The organism is Methylobacterium sp. P5_C11, assembly GCF_054049775.1.
The window spans coordinates 26,752-51,781 of the sequence record NZ_JBFULS010000036.1; the positions used below are offsets into that span (position 1 = coordinate 26,752).

Annotated in this window: 26 protein-coding genes; 8 read left to right on the forward strand and 18 right to left on the reverse strand. The window is 71.2% G+C overall.

What is annotated here, in order from left to right:
- Positions 1-5: 5 nt before the first annotated feature.
- Positions 6-878, reverse strand: coding sequence for a branched-chain amino acid ABC transporter permease (locus ACXJKQ_RS18315; RefSeq protein ID WP_457107156.1), 873 nt, complete (start codon positions 876-878; stop codon positions 6-8).
- 134 nt (positions 879-1,012) lie between these two features.
- Complete coding sequence (locus ACXJKQ_RS18320; RefSeq protein WP_457107157.1) at positions 1,013-2,224, reverse strand: ABC transporter substrate-binding protein; 1,212 nt, start codon at positions 2,222-2,224, stop codon at positions 1,013-1,015.
- A gap of 810 nt (positions 2,225-3,034) precedes the next feature.
- On the opposite strand from ACXJKQ_RS18320, the gene ACXJKQ_RS18325 reads away from it, so the two are divergent.
- A complete protein-coding gene (locus tag ACXJKQ_RS18325; RefSeq protein ID WP_457107158.1) occupies positions 3,035-3,421 on the forward strand; it encodes a hypothetical protein in 387 nt (128 codons plus the stop codon).
- A gap of 41 nt (positions 3,422-3,462) precedes the next feature.
- Here the strand turns inward: ACXJKQ_RS18325 and ACXJKQ_RS18330 are convergent, their stop codons facing one another.
- Both ACXJKQ_RS18330 and ACXJKQ_RS18335 read right to left on the reverse strand, forming a co-directional pair.
- On the reverse strand, positions 3,463-4,176 hold the full coding sequence (locus ACXJKQ_RS18330; protein WP_457107159.1) for a hypothetical protein: 714 nt from the start codon (positions 4,174-4,176) through the stop codon (positions 3,463-3,465).
- Between the two features lie 223 nt (positions 4,177-4,399).
- Complete coding sequence (locus ACXJKQ_RS18335; RefSeq protein ID WP_457107160.1) at positions 4,400-4,741, reverse strand: hypothetical protein; 342 nt, start codon at positions 4,739-4,741, stop codon at positions 4,400-4,402.
- 66 nt (positions 4,742-4,807) lie between these two features.
- Between ACXJKQ_RS18335 and ACXJKQ_RS18340 the strand changes: the two genes are divergently transcribed.
- On the forward strand, positions 4,808-5,140 hold the full coding sequence (locus tag ACXJKQ_RS18340; protein ID WP_457107161.1) for a hypothetical protein: 333 nt from the start codon (positions 4,808-4,810) through the stop codon (positions 5,138-5,140).
- A gap of 30 nt (positions 5,141-5,170) precedes the next feature.
- On the opposite strand, the gene ACXJKQ_RS18345 is transcribed toward ACXJKQ_RS18340, so the two are convergent.
- The 9 genes from ACXJKQ_RS18345 to ACXJKQ_RS18385 all read right to left on the reverse strand — a co-directional run bounded on the left by ACXJKQ_RS18345 (position 5,171) and on the right by ACXJKQ_RS18385 (position 12,922).
- The gene (locus ACXJKQ_RS18345) at positions 5,171-5,611 is read right to left on the reverse strand and encodes a hypothetical protein (protein WP_457107162.1); all 441 of its coding nucleotides are present in this window, start codon (positions 5,609-5,611) and stop codon (positions 5,171-5,173) included.
- A 148-nt stretch (positions 5,612-5,759) separates the two neighbouring features.
- Positions 5,760-6,092 carry a hydroxyisourate hydrolase gene (locus ACXJKQ_RS18350; protein WP_457107163.1) on the reverse strand — a complete coding sequence of 111 codons (333 nt, stop codon included), beginning with the start codon at positions 6,090-6,092 and terminating at the stop codon, positions 5,760-5,762.
- Positions 6,089-7,519 (reverse strand): amidase, encoded by a 1,431-nt coding sequence (locus ACXJKQ_RS18355; protein ID WP_457107164.1) that lies wholly within the window; start codon positions 7,517-7,519, stop codon positions 6,089-6,091. The genes ACXJKQ_RS18350 and ACXJKQ_RS18355 overlap by 4 nt, the downstream gene beginning before the upstream one ends.
- On the reverse strand, positions 7,516-8,268 hold the full coding sequence (locus ACXJKQ_RS18360; protein ID WP_457107165.1) for an aspartate/glutamate racemase family protein: 753 nt from the start codon (positions 8,266-8,268) through the stop codon (positions 7,516-7,518). The genes ACXJKQ_RS18355 and ACXJKQ_RS18360 overlap by 4 nt, the downstream gene beginning before the upstream one ends.
- Positions 8,269-8,276: 8 nt before the next feature.
- Positions 8,277-9,095 (reverse strand): ABC transporter permease, encoded by an 819-nt coding sequence (locus ACXJKQ_RS18365; protein WP_457107166.1) that lies wholly within the window; start codon positions 9,093-9,095, stop codon positions 8,277-8,279.
- A gap of 9 nt (positions 9,096-9,104) precedes the next feature.
- Entirely contained in the window at positions 9,105-9,926 is an 822-nt protein-coding gene (locus tag ACXJKQ_RS18370) for an ABC transporter permease (protein ID WP_457107182.1), read from the reverse strand.
- A gap of 98 nt (positions 9,927-10,024) precedes the next feature.
- Positions 10,025-11,068, reverse strand: coding sequence for an ABC transporter substrate-binding protein (locus tag ACXJKQ_RS18375; RefSeq protein WP_457107167.1), 1,044 nt, complete (start codon positions 11,066-11,068; stop codon positions 10,025-10,027).
- A gap of 25 nt (positions 11,069-11,093) precedes the next feature.
- Positions 11,094-12,176, reverse strand: coding sequence for an ABC transporter ATP-binding protein (locus tag ACXJKQ_RS18380; protein WP_457107168.1), 1,083 nt, complete (start codon positions 12,174-12,176; stop codon positions 11,094-11,096).
- Positions 12,173-12,922 (reverse strand): maleate cis-trans isomerase family protein, encoded by a 750-nt coding sequence (locus tag ACXJKQ_RS18385; protein ID WP_457107169.1) that lies wholly within the window; start codon positions 12,920-12,922, stop codon positions 12,173-12,175. The genes ACXJKQ_RS18380 and ACXJKQ_RS18385 overlap by 4 nt, the downstream gene beginning before the upstream one ends.
- Before the next feature lie 175 nt (positions 12,923-13,097).
- Here ACXJKQ_RS18385 and ACXJKQ_RS18390 point away from each other — a divergent pair, with 175 nt between their 5' ends.
- Complete coding sequence (locus tag ACXJKQ_RS18390; RefSeq protein WP_457107170.1) at positions 13,098-13,832, forward strand: GntR family transcriptional regulator; 735 nt, start codon at positions 13,098-13,100, stop codon at positions 13,830-13,832.
- 187 nt (positions 13,833-14,019) lie between these two features.
- Here ACXJKQ_RS18390 and ACXJKQ_RS18395 read toward each other — a convergent pair whose 3' ends face one another.
- The 4 genes from ACXJKQ_RS18395 to ACXJKQ_RS18410 form a co-directional block, all read right to left on the reverse strand.
- On the reverse strand, positions 14,020-14,268 hold the full coding sequence (locus ACXJKQ_RS18395) for a PilZ domain-containing protein (RefSeq protein ID WP_457107171.1): 249 nt from the start codon (positions 14,266-14,268) through the stop codon (positions 14,020-14,022).
- A 166-nt stretch (positions 14,269-14,434) separates the two neighbouring features.
- Positions 14,435-15,976, reverse strand: coding sequence for a diguanylate cyclase (locus ACXJKQ_RS18400; RefSeq protein WP_457107172.1), 1,542 nt, complete (start codon positions 15,974-15,976; stop codon positions 14,435-14,437).
- A 132-nt stretch (positions 15,977-16,108) separates the two neighbouring features.
- The gene (locus tag ACXJKQ_RS18405; RefSeq protein ID WP_457107173.1) at positions 16,109-17,515 is read right to left on the reverse strand and encodes an ATP-binding protein; all 1,407 of its coding nucleotides are present in this window, start codon (positions 17,513-17,515) and stop codon (positions 16,109-16,111) included.
- Entirely contained in the window at positions 17,508-18,185 is a 678-nt protein-coding gene (locus tag ACXJKQ_RS18410) for a response regulator transcription factor (RefSeq protein WP_457107174.1), read from the reverse strand. The genes ACXJKQ_RS18405 and ACXJKQ_RS18410 overlap by 8 nt, the downstream gene beginning before the upstream one ends.
- Positions 18,186-18,459: 274 nt before the next feature.
- On the opposite strand from ACXJKQ_RS18410, the gene ACXJKQ_RS18415 reads away from it, so the two are divergent.
- The 4 genes from ACXJKQ_RS18415 (at position 18,460) to ACXJKQ_RS18430 (ending at position 23,648) form a co-directional block, all read left to right on the forward strand.
- Positions 18,460-18,657, forward strand: a complete 198-nt coding sequence (locus tag ACXJKQ_RS18415; protein WP_457107175.1) for a polyhydroxyalkanoate synthesis regulator DNA-binding domain-containing protein — start codon at positions 18,460-18,462, stop codon at positions 18,655-18,657.
- 55 nt (positions 18,658-18,712) lie between these two features.
- Complete coding sequence (locus tag ACXJKQ_RS18420) at positions 18,713-20,116, forward strand: efflux RND transporter periplasmic adaptor subunit (RefSeq protein ID WP_457107176.1); 1,404 nt, start codon at positions 18,713-18,715, stop codon at positions 20,114-20,116.
- Positions 20,117-20,124: 8 nt separating this feature from the next.
- On the forward strand, positions 20,125-23,292 hold the full coding sequence (locus tag ACXJKQ_RS18425) for an efflux RND transporter permease subunit (RefSeq protein ID WP_457107177.1): 3,168 nt from the start codon (positions 20,125-20,127) through the stop codon (positions 23,290-23,292).
- Positions 23,293-23,420: 128 nt separating this feature from the next.
- On the forward strand, positions 23,421-23,648 hold the full coding sequence (locus tag ACXJKQ_RS18430) for a hypothetical protein (RefSeq protein WP_457107178.1): 228 nt from the start codon (positions 23,421-23,423) through the stop codon (positions 23,646-23,648).
- Positions 23,649-23,666: 18 nt separating this feature from the next.
- On the opposite strand, the gene ACXJKQ_RS18435 is transcribed toward ACXJKQ_RS18430, so the two are convergent.
- A complete protein-coding gene (locus ACXJKQ_RS18435; protein ID WP_457107179.1) occupies positions 23,667-23,930 on the reverse strand; it encodes a hypothetical protein in 264 nt (87 codons plus the stop codon).
- 207 nt (positions 23,931-24,137) lie between these two features.
- On the opposite strand from ACXJKQ_RS18435, the gene ACXJKQ_RS18440 reads away from it, so the two are divergent.
- The gene (locus tag ACXJKQ_RS18440) at positions 24,138-24,428 is read left to right on the forward strand and encodes a hypothetical protein (protein WP_457107180.1); all 291 of its coding nucleotides are present in this window, start codon (positions 24,138-24,140) and stop codon (positions 24,426-24,428) included.
- Positions 24,429-25,030 lie beyond the last annotated feature (602 nt).

Genomic DNA, 25,030 nt, shown 5'->3' on the forward strand with positions numbered 1-25,030 from the left:
CACGGTCAGACCTTCTTGATGACGGCCTTGCCGAACAGGCCGACCGGGCGGATGGAGAGGACGACGAGGAGCAGGATCAGGCCCGGCACGTCCTTGTAGCCGGTCGAGATGTAGAAGCCGGTCAGCGTCTCCGCGACGCCGAGGATCAGGCCGCCGACGATGACGCCGAGGCCGGATTCGAGGCCGCCGATGATCGCCACCGCGAAGGCCTTCAGGGCCAGGACGGAACCCATCGTGGCGCCGGTGAGCGTCACGGGCGCCACGAGCACGCCCGCGAAGGCCGCCGTCATGGCACTGATCGAGTACGACAGGGTGATCACCTTCTGGGTGTTGATGCCCATCAGGCCGGCGGCGTCGATGTCGTTGGAGGTGGCGACGACCGCCTTCCCCCAGATCGACTTGCGATTGAAGATCTCGACGGCGAGCATCATCAGCAGGGCGCCCGCGACGATCATCAGCTCCATCGGCAGGATGCGCACGCCGCCGACCTGGAGGGCTGTCTCGGGGAGCGGCGAGGGGAATTTCAGGTCGTCGCGGCCCCAGACATTCTCGGCGACGTTCTTGAAGATGATGCCGAGCGCGATGGTCGCCATGATCCACCCGTACTCGGACTTGATCTTCACGGCCGGGCGCACGCCGAGCCGCTCGACCACGGCCCCGAGGGCGAAGCCGAAGACCAGGACCAGCGGGATCATCAGCCAGTAGCCGACGAACGGCACCAGAGTGAGGCCGAACAGGGCTCCGAGGGCCAGCGCCTCGCCCTGTCCGAAATTGAGCGTCTTCGAGGTCGCGAAGGTGAGCTGATAGCCGAACGCGATGGCGGCGTAGATCATGCCGACCGCGACGCCGGAGGCGATGAGCTGGAGTAGGATTTCCATGGGATCGCTGTCACCGGAGGAGCGTGCGGTCGCCCGGCGGGTACCGCGGGACCGCTCTGCGCAGCGCCGGCAGACGAGACGCCGCCGACTCGGAAGGGGACGCCGCGACCCTGACGGCCGCGGCGTCCGGACCCTCAGTTCGAGGACTTCTCCTTGAGGCGGACGACGCCGGCGTTCTTGGCGTCCTCGGCCTTGTCGTAGACGATCTTGCCGTCCTGAACCTTCCCGAACACGACCATGTTGCGCGAGATCGCGTTATGGTCCTTGGCGGTGAAGGGCTTGTCGTAGGTGGTGACCACGCCCTCGACCTTCTCGTTCAGGTTCTCGAGGGCGGCACGGATCTTCGGGCCGTCGGTGCCGCCGGCCTGCTTGATCGCCGCGGCGAGGAGGTAGACCGAGTCGTAGGCCTGGGCACCGGCCACGGGGGTCGGGATCTTCGTCACGCCGTAGGTCTTGTAGTAGTTCTCCAGGAACGCCTTGCGCTTCGGCAGGGTCCCATCCTCGATGAAGGTCTGGGGCATGATCACGCCGTTGCCGTTCGCGCCAGCGATGTCGATGAAGCTCTGCATCGAGGACGGCCAGCTGGTGATCATCGGCACCTTCCAGCCGAGCTTGGACATGCCGTTGGCGATCTGGGCCAGCTCCGGCCCGATTCCGTAGGCGAGGATCACTTCGGCGCCGGCCTGCTGCGCCTTGAGCAGCTGGGCCGTCATGTCGACGTCCTTGATGTTGAACTTCTCGACCGCGACGGGCTTCACGTTCTTAGTCGCCAGGTACTTCTCGATGTCCTCGCGGCCCAGCTGGCCGTAATTGGTCGAGTCGGCGAGGACCGCGATCTTCTTGTGGCCCTGCGCGAGGGCCTCGTCGACCATCAGGCCGGCCTGGAGCACGTCGTAGGCGGAGTTCCGGAAGACGTAGTTCGCGTCGTAATCCGGCTCCTTGAACTGGTTGGTGATGATCGTCCCGGTGGCGACGTTGTTGAACACCGGGATCTCGGCTTCCTGATAGAAGCGCTGGGCGGCCAGCGCGACGCCGGTGTTGATGAATCCGACGGTGGCGACCACCTTCTCCTTGTTGATCAGTTCCTGCGCGACCTGCGCGCCGACTTCGTTCTTGGCCTCGTCGTCGCGCTCGATCAGCTGGATCGGCCGGCCGAGGACGCCGCCGGCCTTGTTGATCTCGGCCGCGGCGAGCTTGGCGCCGTCCCGCATCGAAACGCCCATCGAAGACGAGCCCCCCGTAAAGGGGCCGCTCAGCCCGATCTTGATCGGGTCCGCGGCCCGCGCCGGGGCCGACACCATGGTGACCAGCAGCAACGCAGCTGCCGCGCGACCTGCGAAGACCATCGTTTCCTCTCCAAGATTCCGCTCGCGCGGCATGCCCTTCAGCGTGGCACTCTGGCCGGCTGATTTCCTTTAGACGGAACGAGACGTCAAGCTGTCGCCGTGATGAATGCAGGACGATTTCTACAAATTGTACGAATTGGGTCACTGCAAATGCAACGCGCAGACAAATTGACGCCCGCCGCGCGGCCGAACGGATTAACGCTGCCTCCGCTTCGTGGCGCACCGGCACGACCCTTTGCGCCGGATCCGACAGCCGGCGGTTGTTGTCCCCACCCTCGGATGATCCGCCGGAGAGCACGACGCCGGAAGGGGCACAGCGGCGCCAACGTCGCGCTCGGTGTCGTCGATGTCGCGTGAAAGGCGGGATCGCACCAGGGCAGGCATGCACCAGGTCGCGCACGGCGCGCTCCACCCTCCACTCCGAGACCTGGCACCAGACCCGGTCAGAGAGGGGCGGCTCGGGCTCGTCGATTCCGGACGGGTCCTGGTTAACCGTCCAGCACACGCCGTGTGCCGCCGGCGGGGTCCAAGGTCAGCCGATCGGCTCACAGACCTTCCGGAGCCGGGCCGCCATCCGCTGAAGCAATTCAGCGCGCGTTCATTTCGCCGAAGTCCATTAAATTCGGTTTCATTCTCCAGCCCGGCGCCTTTTGCCGGCCCGGTGGAACGCGATCGCCGCACATGCCGGGAAATTGACTTTCCCTGAGGCCGCGAAACCGGAACGGTCCGTTTCCCCTTGGTGTTTCAGACCGCGTCCCGGTGGCCCTTTCGAGGGCGGCCGCCGGCGTTGTTCCTGAAAGGATCTCGTCAATGGATAAGACAGTCGCTGGCCTGATCGGGGCCGTCACGCTCCTGGCCGCTGCCGACCCGGCCCAGGCCGCCATGCCGGCCGCGACCGGCCTGAAGGCGGCCATGCAGGTCGAGAGTTACGCCGACCTACTGAAGCCGATCCCCGACGCGGTGGCGCTCCTCAAGGAGTCCGATGCGGACCAGGCGAAGGCCGAACTGCTCGCGCCTGCCGCCGAGGGCGAGGCGACCGTCCAGGAAGCCCAATACTACTATCATCACCATCATCACCATCATCACCGCTTCTACCGGCGGTTCTATCATCACCATCACCACCATCACGGCTACTTCCGGCGGTTCCACCACCATCACCACCATCACCACGGCTACTTCCGGCCCTACGGCTACTGAGCCGCCTGACGCGGAGAGGGGGCGTCCCTCTCCGCACTCCGTCACCGGGGGCTCTTCGCCGCCCCCAGGATCCGCCGGTAGGTCCCGTCGAACACGGTGTTGGTCGCCGAGGTCCACTGCGAATCCGACGCCAGCGTCGACCGGCTGGCATAGATGCGCCGGGACTGCAGTTCGCGCTCGGCGGCTTCGTCCTCGGGCATGGGCACGAGCTCGAAATCATTCTCGGCCGGCACCACGGTGACCTGCATGAACGGCTCGCCGGGCCGGAACACGTGGGTTCCCCCCTCGTCGGGGGCCTTGAAGACCATGAAGTACATCATCGGCCACCAGTGCCGCAGGAGCGCGGGCACCGCGATCGGAACGGTCCCGGTCCGGTCGGTGTAGAAGCGCGGATGGGTCTCGGTCTTGATCGCCCAGCCCTCCTCCACCTTCAGGTCCAGGAGGATCTGGTAGGTGTAGTAGGCCTCCCCGAAGCTCCGGAACGGCGGCCATTGCATGCCGGGCTCCGGCGGCGGGCCGAAATCGCCCTCGAAGACGAGCGCGCCGTCGCGCGTGCCGACGCGCAGCTCGGTCTCGTAGGGATAGAACAGCTCGATCCCCGCCTTGGCCGCCTCGGAGAACGGGAGGCAGTGCCACGCATATTCCTGCGATCCGTCGATGCGGGGTTCGGGGTTGCCCGCCCAGCCGGGGATCTCGAGGCGCGTGCGCCGGGGGCGCAGGCCCGGCTCGATCAGCCTGTACTTGACGTGTCGCATGCGTGGCCATCCCCATGATTCCGGTCCCCGTAACGCCCTGCCCGTCGAGAGGGTTCAGGATCGGTACGACAGGGGGCGCGGGGTGCGGTTTTACGACCCCAGGTGCCGATCGTCCCGTGGCTCCGGTCGCGCGCACTCCAAGATCCCTGTCCGGCCCATGGGACCATCGACGGCGTGCTGCGCCCCCGATCTGCCGTCGGACCGGGAGCGCCTGCCCGGGGCGTCAGGCATGGTCCTCGGGCAGCCCCGCCCAGGCCTCGCGGATGAGCGCGAGACGCGGCGCGGCCCGCGCCGCGTCGGCATCGGCGACCTGATGCAGGACGGCCGCCAACGCCTCGGATCCGCCGAGCGCGGCGGCCCCCTCCCCCTGGCGGCGCATGGCGGAGCGGTGCGCGCGCATCGCCGGCCCCGCCTTCGGCCCGGCCTCGATCGCCTCCAGGGTGGCGATCAGGGCGGCCGCGAACGGAGCGACGTCGCGCCAGGAGGCCGCCGACGGCTCCGGCTCGGGCGGCTGGACCTCGGTCGGCGGCGGTGCGGAGAAGTTGGTGGTCAGCGGTCGCTTCATGACGAACCTCCACGGGCGCGGTATGGCGGGGGCCGATCAGCCGCCGCAGAGCTGTAGGAGTAGCGCATGGCCGAAAGGCGGAGGGCCAGCGGATCCGGCGAAGACGGCCTGTCGCGCCATATCCTCCCCACGGCCGGGACGATGGTCGGCGTCTGCACCACTCTGATCGGCCTCGTGAAGATCGCCGAGGACTGGATCGGCCCGAGCCATGTCGACGAGGCCGCGGCCCTCACGGCGATCCTGTTCCTGGTCAGCGCGGTCGCGTCCTACCTGTCGATCCGCCTGGGGGAGGCGAGCGACCTCGCGGTGCGCCTGGAGCGCTGCGCCGACATCTGCTTCGTCATCGGGCTGACCGGCCTGACGATGATCGCGGTCCTGTTCGCCTACGAGACGATCTGACCGGCGCATCCCGGCACGGCGTCTCGGCGGTCAGCGCCGCCGGCGGACCGGCAGGTCGGGCAGGGCATCGCGGTCGGTGAGCGCCGCCGCGAGGATCGCGAACAGGCCGAGATGCACGCCGAGCGCGGCGAGGCCGGGATCGCGCAGGGACCACAGGCCGGCCGCGCCGATCGCCATGAGCGGCGGCCCGATCACGTAGACCGGGATCCGCCACGCGGCCGCCGGGTGCCCGAGGCGCCAGTAGCAGCCCGCGACAGCCGCCAGGGCGAAGCCGCCCTTGATCACCGCCATGAAGCGGATCACCCGTACGAGATCGGGGTCGATGCCCGCTGCCGGTTGCCGCCCGGCCGCGACCCAGGCCACCGGAAGGGCGAGGACGGTCAGCACGGCCAGGAGCCGCCGGGCCGGATTCGCGCCGCGCGCCGGGCGTCCGATCACCGCCGCCGGGGCCGTCATCGCCTGGATCCGCATCGGTGTCCTCCCGCCTTCGCCTCGCCGATCGGCGGCGAGTCTAGGCGTCCCGGTGGCGCCGGTCACCCCGCCCGGTGCGGGAGCGGCCGGACCGCGACGTCGCGGCCGCGGCGGCCGGCCCGTGCCCGGAGACGCTTGCCCGCCCGGCTCAGCAGCCGCGGAACAGCGCGACGCCGAAGGCCGTGAATTTCAGCGGCAGATGGCAGTGCTCGTCGGGATCGCCGATCCGGAAGCGGATCGAGGCTTCCTCCAGGAACCCCGTCCCGGCCGCCCCGACGAAATCCCCGATCGCGAAGGCGACCTCGTAGAGGCCGGGGGCGAGCCGCGTCCGCACGATCGGATGGGCGAGCGTCCCGTCGGCGCCGAGGGCGCCCTCCGCGATCAACCGCGGCGCGGCTCCCACGGACAGGACCCGCACGCGCATTCCCGCGGCCGGCCGGCCCGTGGCGGCGTCGACGGCGTGGATCGACAGGCCGGTCACGGCGCCCGGCCCTCCCAGGCCATTCGCCAGGGATGGGCGGCCTCGTAGGCCCCCGCCACCGCCACCAGGGTCTCGTCGCGGCCCCAGGGCGCCACGAGCTGGAACCCGATCGGCAGACCCGCGCCCGACGGGCGGCAGGGGATCGAGATTCCCGGGCAGCCCGCGGCGTTGACGAAGCCCGTGAAGGTCGCCGAGCCGCGGGGACCCACCGGCACCCCGGCGATGCGCTCCGGATGGGTGTCCTCCGCCCGCCAGGGCAGCGCCGCCGCGGTCGGGGTCATCAGGAGGTCGTGACCGGCGAACAGGGCGGCGAGGTCCTCGCGCAGGGCCAGCGCCATCCGCTGCACGTCGAACAGGTCGGCCGCCGAGAGGGCCGCCCCGGCCTCCGCCAGGGCGCGGATGTCGGGGCCGAGGGCGTCGAGCCGGCCCGGATGCGCCCGCATCAGCCAGGCGATGCCGGCCTGGCCGAGGACCGGCCACGCCTCCGTGAGGGCGGTCGCCGCGTCGAAGCGGCCGGTCTCGACCCGGTTGCCGAGGCCTTCGAGGCGGCCGGCCGCCTCGGCGACGCTGGCGGCGATCTCAGGATCGACCGGGGCCGACCCGAAGGCCGGGACGGCGAGGATGCGCAGCGGCCGGTCCGGCACCGACGCCGTCCCGAACGGGCCGAAGCCGTGCGGCGCGACGGAATCCGGATCGGCCGCCCCGAGGATCCGCATCGCCGCCGCGAGATCGTCGACCGTGCGCGCCATCGGCCCGACCACCTCCAGGTCGAGCATCATCGGGGGCAGCCCGCCACGCCGCGGCACCCGGCCGGCTGTGGGTTTCAGGCCGACGAGGCCGGTATGAGAGGCGGGGCGGCGGATCGAGCCGCCCGCGTCGGTGCCGAGCGCCAGGGGCGCGATCCCGGAGGCCACCGCCGCCACCGCGCCGCCGCTGGAGCCTCCCGGCGTCAGCGCCGGATCCCACGGGTTGCGGGTGACGCCGTGGACCGGGTTGCCGGTATAGCCCTGGACGGTCAGTTCCGGGACGTTGGTCTTGCCCAGGATCACCGCGCCGGCCGCGCGCAGGCGGGCCACGGGCGTCTCGTCCCGGTCCGCCCCCCGCCCCGCATAGAGCCGGCTCCCCCAGGCGGTCGCGAACCCGGCGACGTTGAGGCTGTCCTTGATGGTCACCGGCACGCCGTCCAGCGGCCCGAGCGGGCGGCCGGCCCGCCAGCGCTCCGCGCTCGCCGCGGCGGCACGCTCCGCGCCCTCGGGATCGATCGCGACCAGGGCGTTGAGCACGGGGTTCACGGCCTCCGCCCGGTCCAGGCAGGCGCGGGCGGCCGCCACCGGGCTCGCCGTCCCGGCCGCGTAGCGGCGTCCCAGGGTGGCGGCCGAGAGGGTCCAGAGCGGGTCTGCCGCGTCGGTTCGGTCGGTCCGCGTCATGATTCCTCCGCGCGATGCGCGATCCAGCGGGCGAGCGGCCCGCTCAGGCCCGTAGCCGGCTTCGCGGGCGGCCGGGCGAAGCGTCCGGCGCGCGGCGGCCGCGTCCCGAGCCGCACCAGAGCCTGCGCTTGGCCGAGGGCCGCCGCCAGGGGGTCGACCAGCGGCACCGGCACCGCGTCCCGCAGGCTAGTGGCGAGGCCGGCGAGCGGCGCGCCCGCCAGGATCACCGCGTCGGCCCCCTCCCCGACCGCCCTCTCGGCCAGGGCCAGGATCTCTGGCCGCAACTCGTCCTGCACCTCGCTCACCGCCTGGAACGGCCGGCGCACCGCGTAGAGGCCGGCGCAGCGCCCCGACAGGCCGGCCAGGGCGACCGCATCCTCGTACCAGGGCAGCAGCGCGGGCGCGAAGGTGACGACCGCGAACCGCGCCCCGAGCTGGCAGGCACTCAGCATCGCGGCCTCGGCCATGCCGACCACCGGCAGGTCGAACAGTTCGCGCGCCGCGATCAGCCCGGGATCGCCGTAGGCCGCGATGACCGCGGCGTCGTGTCCGGCCTGGTGCGCGGCCAGCGTCTCCAGCACGGCCGCGCCGGCGAGCTGCGCCTCGGCCCGGCTCGCGATGTAGGGCAGGCCGGTCGCCGCCGTGAGCGCGGTGATCTTCGCATCGGGGGCCAGCGCCGCCTCGGCCGCCCGCGCCATGCGTGCCGTCATCGCCGCGGAGGTGTTGGGGTTGAGGAGCAGGATCCGCATCGGAGGTCTCAGCCGGCGAGCCGGCGGGACAGCCCGGCGGCCCGCTCCATCACTACCGCCAGCACCACGGTCACCAGGATCAGCAAGCTGGAGGCCGCCGCCACCGTGACGTCGAGGCGGACCTCCAGGTCCTGCCACATCCGGATCGGCAGCATGTCGGTGGCGGCGTCGCGCAGGAACAGCGAGACCGGAACGTTGTCGAAGCTCGCCATGAAGGCGATGAAGCCGCCGGCCAGGATGCCGGGCCGGATCAGCGGCAGGGTCACCCTGCGGAACGTGTAGAGGCGCGAGGCGCCGAGCGAGGTCGAACTCTCCAGCAGCACCGGATCCATCTGCGACAGGGACGCCACGGTGGTGCGGACCACGAAGGGCACGCAGACCACGGTATGGCCGAGGATCAGGGTCAGCGGCGAGACCGGGATGCCGGCGAGGCTGAACAGCATCAGGGCGGCGAGCCCGAAGGCCAGGGCCGGCAGGACGAGGGGCGACAGGAACAGGCTGTCGAGGAGCCGCGCGGACAGGCGCGGCGACCGGGCGATGGCGAGCGCGGCGGCGGTGCCGAGCACCACCGACAGGAGGGTTGTCCAGCCCGCCACCACGAGGCTGTTCCAGGCGGCGGCCCGGAGCTGCTCGGCGTCCGCCAGGGCCGCGTACCAGCGCAGGGAATAGCCCGGCGGGGGGAAGCGCAGGGAGAAGCCGCTGGTGAACGAGACTACCACGACGATCACGGTCGGGGCCGCCAGCAGGACGAGGCACAGCCCGGCGAGCAGCAGCACGGCGCCATGGAAGCTGAACCAGTCGAGGTCGCGACGCAGGCTGGTCCTCATCGGCGCCCCTCAGGCTTGTGCGTAGCCGCGCGACAGGCGGCCCACGAGGTTGAAGACGGTCACGCAGGCGAGCACCGCCACGAGGAAGACGATCGCGATCGCCGCCGCGAAGGGCCAGTTGTTGAGCGAGGAGGCCTGCTGGTACAGGTACATGGGCATGAACAGCATCTGCCCGCCGCCGATCAGCGACTGGGTGATGAAGGCGGTGATCGCGGCCGCGAAGGTGAGCAGGCAGCCCGCGACGATGCCGGGCAGGCAGAGCGGCAGCGTCACCCGGACGAACGTGCGCCACGCCCCCGCCCCCAACGCCGCCGAGGCATCGGCCAGGTTCGGGTCGATCCGCGCCAGGGCGGTGACCAGCGGCAGCACCATCAGCGGCATCTGCACCTGCGCCAGCGCCAGGACGAGGCCGCCCTCGGTGTAGAGCAGCTTCAGCGGCGTGTCGGTGAGGCCGAGCGCCAGCAGTCCGGCGTTGACGATGCCCTGGCGCCCGAGGATCACGATCCACGCGAAGGTCCGCACCACGACGCTCGTGAGCAGCGGCAGCAGCACGATCAGGGTCAGCAGGCCGCGCAGCCTGCCGGGCGCCCAGGTCAGGAGCAGCGCCAGCGGCAGGCCGAGGAGGAGCGTGAGCGCCGTGACCTCGACGCCGAGCCACAGGGTCGCCCCGAGCACCCTCAAGGAGAACGGGTCGAGCAGGAACCGGGCGTACTGGTCGAGGCCGAACCGGGACATGCCCGGATCGGCGTAGAAGCTCACCAGCACGAGGAGCGCCAGCGGCGCCAGGAAGAAGACGAGGAAGAACGCCCCGAGCGGCAGCGCGAGTCGGATGTCGTAGGCCGCCGTCCAGGCGCGGCCCGGACGGAGGGGCGCCGCGACCGGGCCGGTCGCCGCGACCGAGCCGGTCGCCGCCAGGGCCGGGTCGGCGGTCACACCCGGATCTCCCGGTTGAAGCGCTCGATCCAGGCCGACCGGCTGCGGTTGATCGCGGCCCAGTCCTGGAACACCGACTTGCGCTTCAGCTCGTCGGCGTCCTTGGCCAGGACCTTCGCGACCTCACCGTCCATCGCCACCTTCCGGTTGGTCGGCACGATCAGGTAGGGGCTCTGCATCAGCTTGGCCTGCACCTCCGGCGAGAGGGCGGCCTCGATCAGCTTGAAGGCCAGCTCCTTCACCGGCGTGTTCTTGACGATGTGGATCGTCGTCTTGAAGGCGATGATGCCCTCCTTGGGCGCTGCGAACTCCACCGGGACGCCCCGGGCCTTGAGGATCTGGATCGCGTTGAAATTGCCCGGCCCGATGTCGACCTGCTCTTGCTGGTAGAGGGCCGCGAGCGCCCCCGGATTGGCCGCGACCGCGGCGAGGTTCGGTTTGAGCGCCTCCAGAGCCTTGAAGCCGGGCTCGACATTCGTCTCCGATCCGCCGTGCATCCGAGCGATCTCCACGAGGAAGCCGGTGCCCAGCGTCGAGTTGAGGTTGGTGATGCCGACCCGGCCCTTGAATTCGGGCTTCCACAGGTCTGCCCAGGAGGTCGGCGGCGTCTTCACCTTCTCGGGGTTGTAGGTCAGCCCGACGATCTGGAAGAACGGCGCCGGACCCATCGGCTCCTGCGCGTCCGCGATCAGGTCGCCGTAATGCGCGGATTGCGCCACCGGATAGGGCTCGACGAGGTCCTGGGCGATCGCCGTGAGGGCGGGACCCGGATCGTGCAGCATCACGTCGATCGGCGGGTTGGCGCGGGCCGCCTGGACCTTGGCGATCTGGTCGACCGAGAGCATCGGATCGAGGATCACGTCCCCGCCCGAACTCTTGCGGAAGGCCGGCACCAGCACGGCCCGGTGGGCCTCCTCCCAGCTGCCCGTGAAGGTCGCGAAGACGAGCTTGCGCGCCTGGGCGCGGGACAGGCCGGGGAAGGCCTGCGCGGCGCCGAGGGTCAGGGCGCCGGCGAGGAGGCTGCGGCGGTGCAGGGGCATGGTCGGGTCTCCGGGCGGCTCGGCTTCAGGAGCGGGGATCGGGGAAGACGCCGACCCGCTCGGGCGCGGTCGGCCGTAGGGAGACGCGGGTACCGGGCGGCCGGGGTCCGGCGCCCGCGGCCCGGGCCTCGGCGGTCTTCAGGCGGGCGCCGCCGTCCAGGCGGATCTCGTGGACCAGCGTGGAGCCGAGCGGCAGGCCGATCTCGACGGTGCCGCCGAGCCCCTCCCCGTCCGTCGCGAAGACGACGTGCTCGGGCCGCAGGCAGGCGGCCACCCGGGTCCCGTCCGGCAGCGCGGTGCGCGCGGGGAGCAGGCCCCCCGCCTCGAGCGCGACCACGCGGTCGCCCCCCGGCTCCGTGGCGAGCCGCCCGTGCAGGACGTTGGCCGTGCCCACGAAGGTGTTGACGAACAGCGTCCCGGGGCGGTCGTAGACCTCGGTCGGGGCCGCGAACTGCTCCAGGCGGCCGGCATTGAGCACCGCGACCCGGTCGGCCATCGACAGGGCCTCCTCCTGGTCGTGGGTGACGATCAGCGTGGTGGTGCCGGCGCTGCGCTGGATGCGCTTGATCTCGATCTGCATGTCGAGGCGCAGGTTCTTGTCGAGGGCCGCGAAGGGCTCGTCGAGGAGCAGGATCGAGGGCCGCACGGCGAGCGCCCGGGCGAGGGCCACGCGCTGCTGCTGGCCGCCCGACATCTCCCGCGGGAAGCGCCCGGCGAGGTGCTCCAGGCGCACCAGCGCCAGCATCTCGGCCACCCGGGCCTTCTGCTCGGCCCGCCCGACGCCCCGGGCAGCGAGGCCGTAGGCGACGTTGTCGGCGACGCTCATGTGGGGGAACAGGGCGTAGTTCTGGAACACGATGCCGACGGTGCGGCGGTTCGGCGGCAGGTGGTCGACCCCGTGGCCGCCGATGATCACGCGCCCCTCCGTCGGCTTCAGGAAGCCCGCCACCGCCCGCAGCAGGGTGGTCTTGCCGCAGCCCGAAGGCCCGAGGAGCGCGACGAGCTCGCCGCCCTTGATGTCGAGGGTCACGGTGTCGACGGCGAGCGCCGCCCCGTAGCGCTGGGTGATCCCGTCGAGGATCAGGGCGGTGCCGGCTCCGGCGCTCACGGCCGCCCCTCCCCGTCCGCCGCGAACACGCTGCCGTGCGCGGCGAGGTCCGCCGCCGGGCGACCGGCGAGCTCGAGGCCCTTCCACAGGGTGACCGCCACCGAATCGAGCACCGGTACGCCGAGTTCGGCCTCCAGGGCCGGGGCGAGCGCGGCGCCCGCGAGGTTGGTGCAGACGATCGCCACCGCATCGACGCCCGCGGCCGCCACCGCCCGGACCATGCCGGCGATGGCCTCCGGACCGACCTCCGCGAAGGCAAAGTTCTCCGACAGGCCGAGATGGCGCTCGGCGGTGCAGTCGAAGCCGGCCGCGCCCCAGTTGGCCTGGATCCGGCGCTGGACGTCGCCGGTATAGGGCGTGACCAGACCGATCCGCCGGTAGCCCCGGGCGCGGAACAGGTCGCGGAAGGCGAGGGCCGAGGTGGAGGCGGGGCAGCCCGTCCGGTCCGTGATCGCGGCGCTGAGGCGCTCGTCGGCGTCGAAGCCGAGCCACGCGCCGGAGGTGCCGTTCCACAGGATCGCGGCGACCCGGGCGTCGGCGAGCAGCTCGGCCGCGATCAGGATCGGCTCGGGGTCGAACTGGTCCAGCGCCGCCGCCGACAGGCCGATCTCCGTCACGCGGAAGCGGGCGAAATGCGCGCTCACGCCGGCGCACCCGGCGAGCAGATGGGCGGTGGCCGGCTCAAGGACGCTGTTCGACGAGGGCGTCAGCATGCCCAGACGCGTCGTGCCGTTCGATCGCTGCATCAGATCCATCCCCGACGGCCGGAGCATCCGACAGGTCCGGACGGGGAACAAGGTATTTTCTGCATGGTGCATGCAATTTGCGCAACTGCATGATAAGTCAGCGTAAGAGGGCGAGAAATAGGTCACCGGCCGGCGTGTCGGACGCGCTAGGCTGGCGCGGGGAGCGGGAGGATCGATGGACGTCGTCGCACGTGGCCGGGGTCGGCCCCGCAAGGCCCTGGTCGTCCCGACCACGCAGCTGCCGCGGGCCGGCCTGCACGAGCAGGCTGCGGCCCGGCTCAAGGACATGATCGTCCGCGGCGTGCTGCCGGCGGGCGCGACCCTCGTCGAGACCGACCTGTCGGCCGCGCTCGGGGTCTCGCGGACTCCCCTGCGGGAGGCCCTCAAGCTGCTGGCCGCCGAAGGGCTGGTCGAACTGCACCCGAACCGCAGCGCGCGCGTCCCGGACTGGACGCCCGAGGAGATCCTGGAGCTGTTCGAGGCCCTGGCCGGCATCGAGCGGCTGACCGCGGAACTCGCGGCCCCGCGGATCTCCGACGCCCTGATGGACGATTTGCGTGGGAAGCAGGCCCAGCTCGACCGCATGCATCGGGACAAGGTCCTCGACGCCTATTTCGCCCTCAACCAGGAGATCCACCGGACGATCGTCACCGCCGCCCACAACCGTCCCCTGGCGGAGGTGCACGCGCCCCTCCAGGCGCGCGCTCAATGGGCACGTCTGCGCGCGCTCTCCAGCGGCAGCCGCTGGGAGGAATCCGCCCGGGAGCACCGCGACCTGTTCGCGGCCCTCGACGCGCGGGACGCCGCCGCGGCCGGGGCCATCGCCCATCGCCACGTGTTGCGGACCGGCGTGGTCATCGCCGAGACGCTGCGGGCTCGGCGCGCCGAGCCCGCTTCCGGCATCGCCTGACCGGGCAGCGCCGGTCCCCACCTCTGGTCGCCGGTAAGGAAGCGTTAACCCTGTCGCGTCAACGGTGCGACACCAGCCGGACGCTGGCCTTCCACGCCCATCCGATCCGCCCCTCAACACGGGTGGGCGTGGAAGCCCCGGGCTCGGCCCCGCGGCTCTGCTCCCGGGGCTCGGCCCATGGCCCCCGTCAGGGGTCGCCGAACGCCACGCCGAGTTCGGTCTCGCTGCGCCACGTGACCCGTACCGGCCGCCGCTGACTGGCGATGCCGTAGGTCAACACGAAGGCGTCCGGAACGCCGATCACGCTGACCACGCGCAGGCGGGCGCCGCCCTCCGAGACGTTGCGGACCGTGCAGTCGATCGCACCGCCGCCGGCGAGCTCGATGTGCCCCTCGAGCAGCGTTCGTCTGCGGGGCGCCGCACGTCTGTCGTCCATCCTCGTTACCCTTGGCTTGCGGGGCCGGAGTCCACGCGAAATCCACACGCGCGTCGCTGAACCGACGGACGGGTCGCGGTGTCCACCCGTCGTCGGGGCGCGATCAGATCACGGAGTTGGTGTCGATTCCGTCAAGACATCGGACGCCGATCGCCGCCGGGCGCCGTCAGGACGTTTTCACCAGTTGCAGGCCGCCCCGCTGGAGCGGTGGCGCCGGCGCGGTCGCGCTGCGGGTCTGATTGCGACCGCCATTCTTGGCCTCGTACAGGGCGCCGTCCGCCAAGCGGTACAGGTCCGGCAGGGGCGCGTGCCGTTCGCCGCCCGGCACCGCGGCGGCGAGCCCGATGCTCACGGTCACGGCGCCCGCGCCGATCCCGGCCGACGGGACCGCCAGCGTCGCGACCTCGGCATGGACCTTGTCGGCGACGCGCAGGGCGCCGGCCGCGTCCGTCTCCGGCAGCAGCAGGGCGAATTCCTCTCCGCCGATGCGGCTGACGAGATCCTGCGGGCGGTGCACGCTCGCCGACAGACAGCGCGCCAGGGCCTGCAGGATCGCGTCGCCCACCGGATGGCCGTACCGGTCGTTGTAGCGCTTGAAATGGTCCGCATCCACGATGAGCAGCGACACGGGCTGGCCGTCGCGCCGGGCCGCATCCAGGGCCTGCCGGTACAGGTCCTCGAAGCAGCGGCGGTTCGGCAGGCCGGTCAGGGCGTCGGTGCGCGACAGAGCCGCCATCTCGGCCCGCAGCGCCTCCCGGCGGCGCAACTCCCGCCCGAACAGGAGCGACAGGGCGATCGTGAGACCGCACAGCACGAGCACGATGCTCCCGATGACGGTCGCCCGACCCCACCAGTCCGCCTCCACGTCCTGGGTGGACAGGGCGACGTTCAGGATCAGCGGCAGGCCGGCGACCCGCGAGAAGGTGTAGTTCCGCTCGACGCCGTCGCGCACGGAGGTGCTGACGAAGCTGCCGCGCCCCTCGCGCAGGAACCGCTTGAAGATCGGAGCCTGCGCGATGTTCGCCCCGAGATCGGCCTCCGCGTAGGGGTAGCGCATCAGGCGGGTGCCGTCGGTCAGGTACAGGTTGATGGCGCCGTCCGGACCGAGGTCGATCTCGCTGAACAGATGCGTGAAGTAGGACAGCTTGACGGTGCCCAGGACCACGCCGCCGAAGCTGCCGTCGGACTTGTCGATGCGGCGGCTGAACGGGAGCATCCGCTCGCCGTCCAGCCGCGACACGATCGGGCGACCGACATGAAGGCCCAGTCGGCCGTTCGCCCGATGGATCTGAAAATACTCGCGATCCGCGTAGTTGCCCTTGCGCGGCGGCACGGCGCCGATGTCGTCGACGACGTCGCCGTGCTCATCGATGACCAGCATCACGCCCATGTCGCGGGCGGTCGCGGCGCGGTCGAACAGGATCAGCTGGCGCAGGCGCGGATCGGCGTCCGCGAGGCCAGGGGCCTTCAGATTGTCGACGGCGCCCTGGATCGAGAGATCGTACATCTCGACGTTGCGCGCGATATCGCGTTCGAGGACCTGCAGGAGGTTCCGGGATGTCTGTCCGGCCCTGTCCCAGGCGTCCCGGCGCAGGTCGGACAGCATCAGGCCGGACGTCAGGACCATGCCCAACGGGGCCAGGACGCCGAGCGCGATCCAGGTACGGGCCGAACGGAGAAAGGAACCGGCGCGCCGCAACAGGTTCATCGGCCCCACACAGGCGTCGTTTCGTGGCGGGGCATTGGCATGCCACGCATTAACCGCGGCTTTCGCGCCGGCCCGGCCGAGATTGTCGCGGGTGAATTCCGGGGATGAGGGGCCACGGGTGAGGGATGTCGCTCACCGGGCCGCCTGACGGGCCGCGTCCGGCTCCCCGTGCGGGAAGCGCAGCTCGACATGGCAGCCGCCGCCCGCCGCGTCGCGGATCGCCACGGAGGCGCCGTGCAGCTCTGCGATCGCCGCCACGAGGCTCAGGCCCAGGCCGTGGCCGGGCGTCTGGCGGGCTGCCTCGGCGCGGTAGAAGCGGTGGAACACCTGGGTGCGCTCCCCGGGCGGCAGGCCGGGTCCCGAGTCGGCGATCGTCACCGCGATCCCGTCGTCGGCGCGCTGCAGGGCGGCGCGCACGCGGCCGCCGGGCGGCGTGAACTTCAGGGCGTTGTCGAGCAGGTTCGAGACGGCCTCGAAGCACAGGTCGCGGTCACCGTGGACGCGGTAAGGCCCGGCGGGCACCGAGAGCGTGAGGTGGATGTCCTTCTCCTCGGCCAGGGGGGCGTGGAACTCCACCGCGACGGCGGCCACCTCGCCGAGATCGACCTGCGTGAACGCGCCGCGGCGCCGCCCGTCCTCCATCTCGCCGATCCGCAGCACGGCGGTGACCATGGCGAGTGTCTGGTCGATCCACACGAGCCCCTGGTCGATCGCCTCGCGGAACTCCCCGACGGTCCGGGCCTGGGACCGGCTGCGCTCCAGCCGGGCGCGCAGGCGGGTGAGCGGCGTGCGCAGATCGTGGGCGACGGCGTCGCCGACGCTGCGCACCTCGCCGAGCAGCCGCTCGATCTCGTCGAGCATCCGGTTCACGGTCCGGGTCAGCCGGTCGAACTCGTCGTCGTGGGGACCGACCGGCAGGCGCTTGCCCAGGTCGCCGCGCATCACCTCGGCCACGGCGGCCTCCGTGGCGGCGAGGCGGCGGCGCGCCCGGCTCGTGAGCAGAAGCCCGCCCAGGGCCGAGAGCGCCAGCGTCGGCACCAGCCCGAGCCCGAGGGCGCGCAGGGTCGTGGCCTTCACGCGGTCGATCTCGTCGGTGTCGTGCGCCATCACCACGGTGCTGCCGTCGGCGAGGGCCAGCGCGGCCGCCCAGGTCTCGTCCTGCAGGCTGCGCCCGGCGAGGTCGACCGTCGCGCTCACCCGGTACGCATCGCCGTCCCGCGGCAGACGCGCCGGCAGCGCACCGAGATTGCCCGCCCGGCGCGTCCCGTCCGGCGCGAACAGGCCGCCGTAATGGGTGGCGTGGACATCCATGGCGATCCAGGTGTCGACGCGGGCCGCCGCGTCGGCCGCGTCGGCGGCGGCGGTCCGGACCTCCAGCCGGAGCGTCTCGGCGAGTTCCTCGCGCAGGTAGTCGGCGGTCTGCCAGTAGACGAAGGCGAACATCGCCAGGGCGAGCAGGGCCGACCACAGGGCGATGCCGAGCGCCCAGCGGATCGCGGTGGACCGGAACAGGTCGGCCGGGCGGAGCAGATCAACCATCGGGCGCCAGCGTGAACCCGGTGCCGCGCACGCTGTGGATCAGGGGGGGCTCGCCGCCCGCCTCCAGTTTCCGGCGCAGGCGCCCGACATGGACGTCGATCAGGTTGGATTTGGGCGTGAACCGGTAGTTCCAGACCTCCTCGAACAGCATCGCCCGGGTCACGATCTGCCCAGGGCGGCGCATCAGGTATTCGAGGAGCTTGAGTTCCCGCGGCAGCAGATCCAGCTCGCGGGTGCCGCGCCGGCCCGTGCCGGCGATCAGGTCGACCGCGAGGCTGCCCACGTGCAGGACGGTCTCGCGGCTGTCGACCGGTCGGCGCAGCAGCGCCTCGATGCGCGCCGCGAGTTCGCCCAGCGCGAACGGCTTGGCGAGGTAGTCGTCGCCGCCGGCGCGCAGGCCCCGGATCCGCTCGTCGACATCGCCCAGGGCGCTGAGGACCAGGGCCGGCGTCCGGTCCCCTTCGCGGCGGAGATCCTGGAGGACGCTCAGGCCGTCCCGGCCGGGGAGCATCCGGTCGAGGATGATCGCGCCCCAGACGCCGTCCCGGGCGGCCTCGGCTCCGTCCGGGCCAGTCGCGGCCCAGGCGACCTCGTGGCCGCGACCGCGTAGGTCGTCGAGCACGTCCCCCGCGGTCTCCGCGTCATCCTCGATCAGCAGAAGCTTCGCCACGTCTGCCCCCGCTCCGGTTCGCACGCCCCGGCGCATTCCCGGCCCGCATCCCTTGTGCCGGACTTCGCCACGCAAATCGCCCCGGGGGCGCCACTGTGAACCCGAATTTAATGGCACGGCATCGGGTTGGCCCCCTTATTGGAATGACTCTAGCACGTTCCGCCGCAGCCCGTGCGCGCCGGCTGGTGCGCCTTCCGGATTCCACCGATGCGGACTTGGTCTCGCCTCCCCTGCCCGTTCCGGGCCGTCCCGCGCGGCCGGAGGATGGTGGGTCATGCCTAGGAAGCGGCGCCCGCGGCGCCTGATCAACCGCTACGCGAAGTGTCGCCTGTACGATGTCGAGACCGGGACCTATGTGACCCTCGACCGGCTCAAGGACCTGCGCGGCGAGGGTTTCGAGGTCGTGGTCCGTGAGGTCGAGACGGGGCGTTTCGTGACGGAAGACGTGCTCCGGCCAGGCCTCGACGCATGAGGATCCGCGATCTGCGGGCCGCGGCGGCCGGTCGCGGCCGGCCGAACCTCTGCCGGTGCCCTTCAGCCCGACGGTGCCCCTCATGGCGCTGACCGCCGAGACATCGGCCGCCGCCCGTCACGCCGAGGCCGACGACCAGATCCGGGCCGACGACCGGTTCCCGTCCGACGAGCCGGCGGCGAAGCCTGAGCGCGGGACGGCGCGGGCCGAGGCGAGCACAGAGCCGGCCCGGCGCGGCTGGCGCGTGTGGCTCGTGGTGATCCTCGCCGTTCTCGCGGCAGCCGGTTGGTATTACCGGGATCCGCTTCTCGCGCGGCTGGGTCTGGCACCGGCCGCACCCGAATCGGGCACGCCCGAAACGAAGGCCGCGGACGCGCCGGCTCAGTCCGACCTCGTCACCCTCGACGAAGCCGGCCAGAAGCGGATCGGCCTCGCGGTCGGGACGGCGGAGACGCGCCGGATCGTGCTGCCGGTGCGCGTCCCCGGCACGGTCGCCTTCGACGAGCGGCGGGTGACGCACCTCAAGCCGCGCACGCAAGGACGGGTGCTGAGCCTCGCGGTCCAGCCCGGCGACCGGGTCCAGGCGGGCGAGACCCTGGCGACCCTCGACGCCGCCGGCCTCCTCGACGCGCGTAACGGCTACCTCGCCGCACAGGCCTCCCTCGGCGAGGCGCAGGCCTCCGAGGCGGTGGCGGCGCTGCAGCTCAAGCGCGGCCAGGAGCAGCTCAAGTTCGGCGGCGTCGCCCAGGCCGAGGTGGAGCGGCGGCAGGTCGATCTCGCCAAGGCGCAGGCGGCGGTGAAGTCGGCCCAGGCCAATACCGAGATGTACCGGGCGCAGTACCAGCGCCTCGCCCCGACCGAGGGGGCCGCCCCGGGGACCAGCGCCATCGTGACCCCGATCGCCGGGGTCGTGACCAGCGTCGGCGTGACCCTGGGCGAGGTCGTCGACACCACCCGCGACGCCTTCACGGTCGCCGATCCGACCCGCATCCTCGTGCTGGCCAATCTCTACGGACCGGATACCGCCCGGGTGAAGGGGGGCGACAGCGCCTCCGTGGAGAGCCCGGTTCCGGGTCACGATCCCTTCGAGGGACGCGTCCGCACGGTGAACGCCGCCCTGGATCCGGCCACCAACACGGCCCCCGCCCGGATCGAGCTCGACAACCCCGGCGATCTTCTGCGCGCCAACATGTTCGTCTCCGTGACGATCGCGGCGGATCTCGGCCGCGACGGCGTCACGGTCCCGGCGGCCGCGATCCAGCAGACCGAGCAGGGGCCGATCGCCTTCGTGCGCGTGGCCGAGGACCGGTTCGAGCGGCGCGCCCTGACGCTCGGGATCCAGCGCTCCGACTGGGTCGAGGTGAAGAGCGGTGTCGCGGCCGGCGACACCGTGGCGACGAAGGGCAGCTTCGGGCTCAAGGCGATCCTGCTGCGCAGCCTGCTCGGCTCGACGGATTGAGGCCCCCGATGCGGTCGTGGTTCGCCCTCCTGGTCCGCCGCCGGTTCCTGGTCCTGATGATCGCGCTCGCGGCGGCGGCGGGGGGCGTGGCCAACCTCGAAGGCCTGTCGATCGACGCGGTGCCGGACATCTCGCCCAAGCAGGTGATGATCCTAACCCTGTCGCCGGGGCTCGGGGCGCTCGAGGTCGAGCGGCTCGTCACCTTCCCAGTCGAGAACGCCATGGCGGGGGCGCCGAGCCTCACCGGGATCCGCTCGACCTCGCGGGCCGGGGTGTCGGCGGTCTACGTCACCTTCGCGGACGGCGTGCCGATCACCGAGGCGCGCAGTCAGGTCTTCCAGCGCCTGCCGGCGGCCAAGGGCATGATGCCGGCGGGCGTCGGGGACCCGCAGATGGGTCCCATGGCGACGGGTCTCGGCGAGATCTACCAATTCGAGCTGCGCGGGCCGGCCTACACGCCGATGCAGCTCCGCCGCACCCTGCAATGGACGATCGCGCCGAAGCTGAAGCTCACCCCCGGCATCGCCGACGTGAACATCTACGGCGGCCAGATGCCGACCTACGAGGTCCGGGTCTCGGCCGATGCCCTCCGCCGCTACGGCGTCGGCCTCGCCCAGGTCTTCACGGCGCTGCCCGACAACAACGCCGCCCGCGGGGGCGCCTATATCGAGCACAACGACCAGCAGGAGACGATCCGCGGCCTCGGCCTCGCCAAGGGGCCGGAGGACATCGCCAACATCGTGGTCGCCACCGGGCCGGGCGGCGTGCCGGTGACGCTCGGGACGCTCGGCCAAGTGGTCGAGGCGCCGAAGGTCCGGCTCGGGGCCGTGACGCACGACGCGCAGGGCGAGACGGTCGTGGGTATCGCGATGATGCAGCTCGGGGAGAATGCCAGCGCGGTGGTCGAGAAGGTCAAGAAGACCATCGACGACCTGCGCCCGCAACTGCCGCCGGGCATGGAGATCGTGCCCTATTACGACCGCAGCGCCCTGGTGGAGCGCACGATCCACACCGTGGAGCACAACCTCCTCGAGGGCGCGGTCCTCGTCATCGTCGTCCTGCTGCTGCTCCTCGGCAACCTCCGCGCCGGGCTGATCGTGGCGGCCGCGATCCCGCTCGCGATGCTGATGGCCTTCGCGGGCATGCGGCTGCTCGGTCTGTCGGGCAACCTGATGAGCCTCGGCGCCATCGATTTCGGCCTGATCGTCGACGGCGCGGTGGTGATGGTCGAGAACGTCCTGCGCGCCCGCGGCGAGCATCCGGACCGGCCGCCCGCGGACCTGATCCGCGCCGCCGCCGCCGAGGTGGCCAAGCCCGTGATGTTCGCGGTGGCGATCATCATCCTGGTCTACGTGCCGATCCTCGCGCTGGAGGGCGTGGCCGGCAAGATGTTCGTGCCGATGGCGCTGACGGTCATCCTGGCCCTGTCGGGCTCGCTCGTCGTCACCATGACGCTGATGCCGGCGCTCGCCGCGATCTTCCTCGCCGGACGCGGCGTCGGCGAGCGCGAGACGCGCCTCGTCCACTGGATGCGGGCCGCCTACACGCCGATGCTGCGGGCCGCCGAGCGCCACGCCCTCATGACCGTGCTGGCGACGCTTGCCCTCTTCGCGGCCTCCTGCGTCCTGGCGACGAGGCTCGGCGGCGAGTTCCTGCCGAAGCTGTCGGAGGGCTCGATCGTCATCACCTCCGAGAAGCTGCCCGGCATCGATCTCTCCGCCTCGCTCGCCACGGTGACCCGCATCGAGCGGGTGCTGAAGTCGTTCCCGGAGGTGAAGCGCGTGGTCTCGCTCACCGGCAGCGCCGAGATCCCGACCGATCCGATGGGCGTCGAATCGACCGACAGCTTCATCACCCTCACCGACCCCGCCACCTGGAAGACCGCCGACACGCAGGAGGGCCTCGTGGCGGCCTTCGACAAGCGCCTCAAGGAGGAGGTGCCGGGGGTGGCCTATACCTTCTCCCAGCCGATCCAGATGCGCATGGACGACCTGCTGGAGGGCGTGCGCGGCGACGTGGCGATCAGCCTCTACGGCGACGACCTGAAGGTCCTCAAGGACACGGCCGACGCCCTCGTGCGCACGGTCTCCGGGATCGACGGGGCGGCGGATGTGAAGGCCGAGGCGCAGGCCGGCATGCCGGCGCTCACGATCCAGGTCGACCGCGCCAAGGCGGCCCGCTACGGCATCAACGTCTCGGACGTGCTCGACATGGTCGAGAGCATCGGCGGCCGCACCAGCGGCGTCGTCTACGGCGACGACAATTCGATCACCGAGATCGTTGTCCGACTGGACCCGGCCGACCGCAGCGACATCGAGCGGATCCGCGCCCTGCCGGTCAGCCGTCCCGGCACCGGCGATCCCGGCCGGGAGGCGGGCAGCCGGATGATGGTGCCGCTGGCGATGGTCGCCAGCGTGGACGTCGCCTCCGGCCCGGCGCAGATCAGCCGCGAGCGCCTGCAGCGTCGGATCTCCGTGCAGGCGAATGTCCGCGGTCGCGACGTCCAGAGCTTCGTGGACGCCGCCAAGGCCGCCGTCGCCCAGCAGGTGACGCTGCCGCCACGCTACGCGCTGGTCTGGAGCGGGCAGTTCCAGAACCTCCAGGAGGCGACCGCCCGGCTCACCGTCGTGGTGCCCGCGGCCCTCGCGGCGATCCTGGTCCTGCTGGTGGTGATGTTCGGCGACATCCGCCTCGCCGGGCTGATCTTCCTCAACGTGCCGGTGGCCGCCACCGGCGGCATCCTGGCGCTGACGCTTCGCGGGATGCCGTTCTCGATCTCGGCGGCGATCGGCTTCATCGCGACCTTCGGCATCGCGATCTTGAACGGCGTGGTGCTGACGAGCTACATCCGCGACCTGGAGGCGACCGGCCTGGACCCCCGGGAGGCGGCGACGCAGGCGGCCGAGATGCGACTGCGCCCGGTGATGATGACCGCCCTGGTGGCGGCGTTGGGCTTCCTGCCGATGGCGCTCTCGACGAGCGCCGGCGCGGAGGTGCAGCGGCCGCTAGCCACCGTGGTGATCGGCGGCCTGATCTCCGCGACGCTGCTCACCCTGGTGGTGCTGCCGGCCGTCTATCCCGTGGTCGCGGGCCTGCGCCTGCCCTTCCGCGGGAGGCCCGTGCCCGCGACCCCGCGCCCGGCCGGGGCACGGCGACGGGCGACGACCGATGCGTGAGCGCGTGGCCCCGCCATCTGCTGCGCCGGAATCGTATCCACAATCGGTATGGGGATACGCAATTCTGGCCCGCTGCTCACAAGCATCGAAAAAGACTATGGTGATCCCGATCGGAACAGGAGTCCGGCATGCTGGACGGCGAAGCCTTTGCCCATGAGATCGCGGCGCTCCTGATCGCCGACATCAAGACGTCCGGCGCGCGCACGCGGGCCGAACTCGAGGAAGCCTGCCGGATCTCCCTCGAGAGTCTTCTCGGCGACGCCGCGGTGCCGCCCCAGATCGCCGTCCTGATGCCGATCGGCCTGGACCGGTGGCCGCGGGTGGTCGTGAAGGGACGCCCCCTGCCGGACGTGTAGGGCCGGCGCTACCGTCCCTCAGCGGCCGATGACGCCGGTGCCGCCGGTCGGGCCGATTGCGTTCGGTCCGGTGTTCGGGGCGGGCGTCGCAGCCTGATTGCGCTGGATGTCCATCCGGAGCGTATCGCTCCGGGTCGTCTGCTCCTGACGCAGGGCGCGCATCTGGCCGTTGGTTTCCATGGACCGGTTGGCGGCGTTGGGGTTGGTCTGCTGCACCTGAGCCCGGGCGGGAGTCGCGGCGAATGCGGCCAGGCAGAGGCCGGAGAGGACGAGGTGGCGCATGGGGATGCTCTCGCGCTGAAGGGTCGTGTCGGGTCGACCTGTCGCGGGGCTGCCGGGTTCCCGCCTGTCGGTGTCGCATCGCTGGCGCGGTCGGCGGTCCACGTGTCGCGCGGACTGGTTAGCGGGATCCTGCGCATCTGCCGGCCCGTTCATGTCTTGTTAACGGATCCGGGCAACGTTGCGCGTGGCGATCTTGCGAGAGGCGTTATGCGAGCCCTGTCGGCGGAGGATGAGCAGGCTGTCGAGCGCCTGACGCTTCAGCTCCTTCATGATGCCTATTGCGACCTCGCCGCGGTGCTGCGCGGCGCGCAGCCGCAGGCGGCGGCTGCGATCCTCGGCGTCATGGAGCAGCGGGTGACCGACGTCCTCACCCGGATCTGCCGCCAGGGGTCCGAGGGGGCCGCCTCGGTCGAGATCGCCGTCGCCGTCGGCGAGCGGATCGGCGAGATCATGGATCAGGCGCACGGTCGGGACGGCCGGAGCGAGCAGGCCGCCTGAGCCGCTGACGCCGCGGATTTGGCGCTAGCGCCGCGAACCTGTTAATTGGATTTTACAGGCGCCCTGTCGTCCCTCGGCGGGCGGACGCGACAAATTCCTCTGGTTCAGCCGATGCTTGCGGATCACGTCGAGCCGCCGTTTGGTGAACCGAATAGGGGACGAACAGGGGCGTCCGGACAGCGATCAGGGACTCTCATCGGCCCCCGGGCCGTTTGAAATGCCGTCGGTTCTACCGGACGAGCGACACGAGCCGCGCGACCCGACCACGGGCGCTAACACGGGCTGACAGTCTCGACAGATCCCCCGACTGGTACGCGATGCGATCCTGGGCGTGTCCGACGCCGGCGGGATCAGCCCGTGGGGCTGGAATGCTCGCGTGCCGGCTGGACTGAGATCTTCGGTGTATCGACAAAGATCGCCTCAGTCGATCGCTTCGAAAAATTTTGTCGAGGCCAAATCGAGAGCGCATCTTCCAGGATTTAATAGATGGAATTTTCATGTTATCAATTTGGGAATGGCAATTAAATCAGCTCAGCGTAATTAATATAATTAATTTAAGCTCAGAAATTATAATTTAAAAATATGATCACAATGTATTTGTC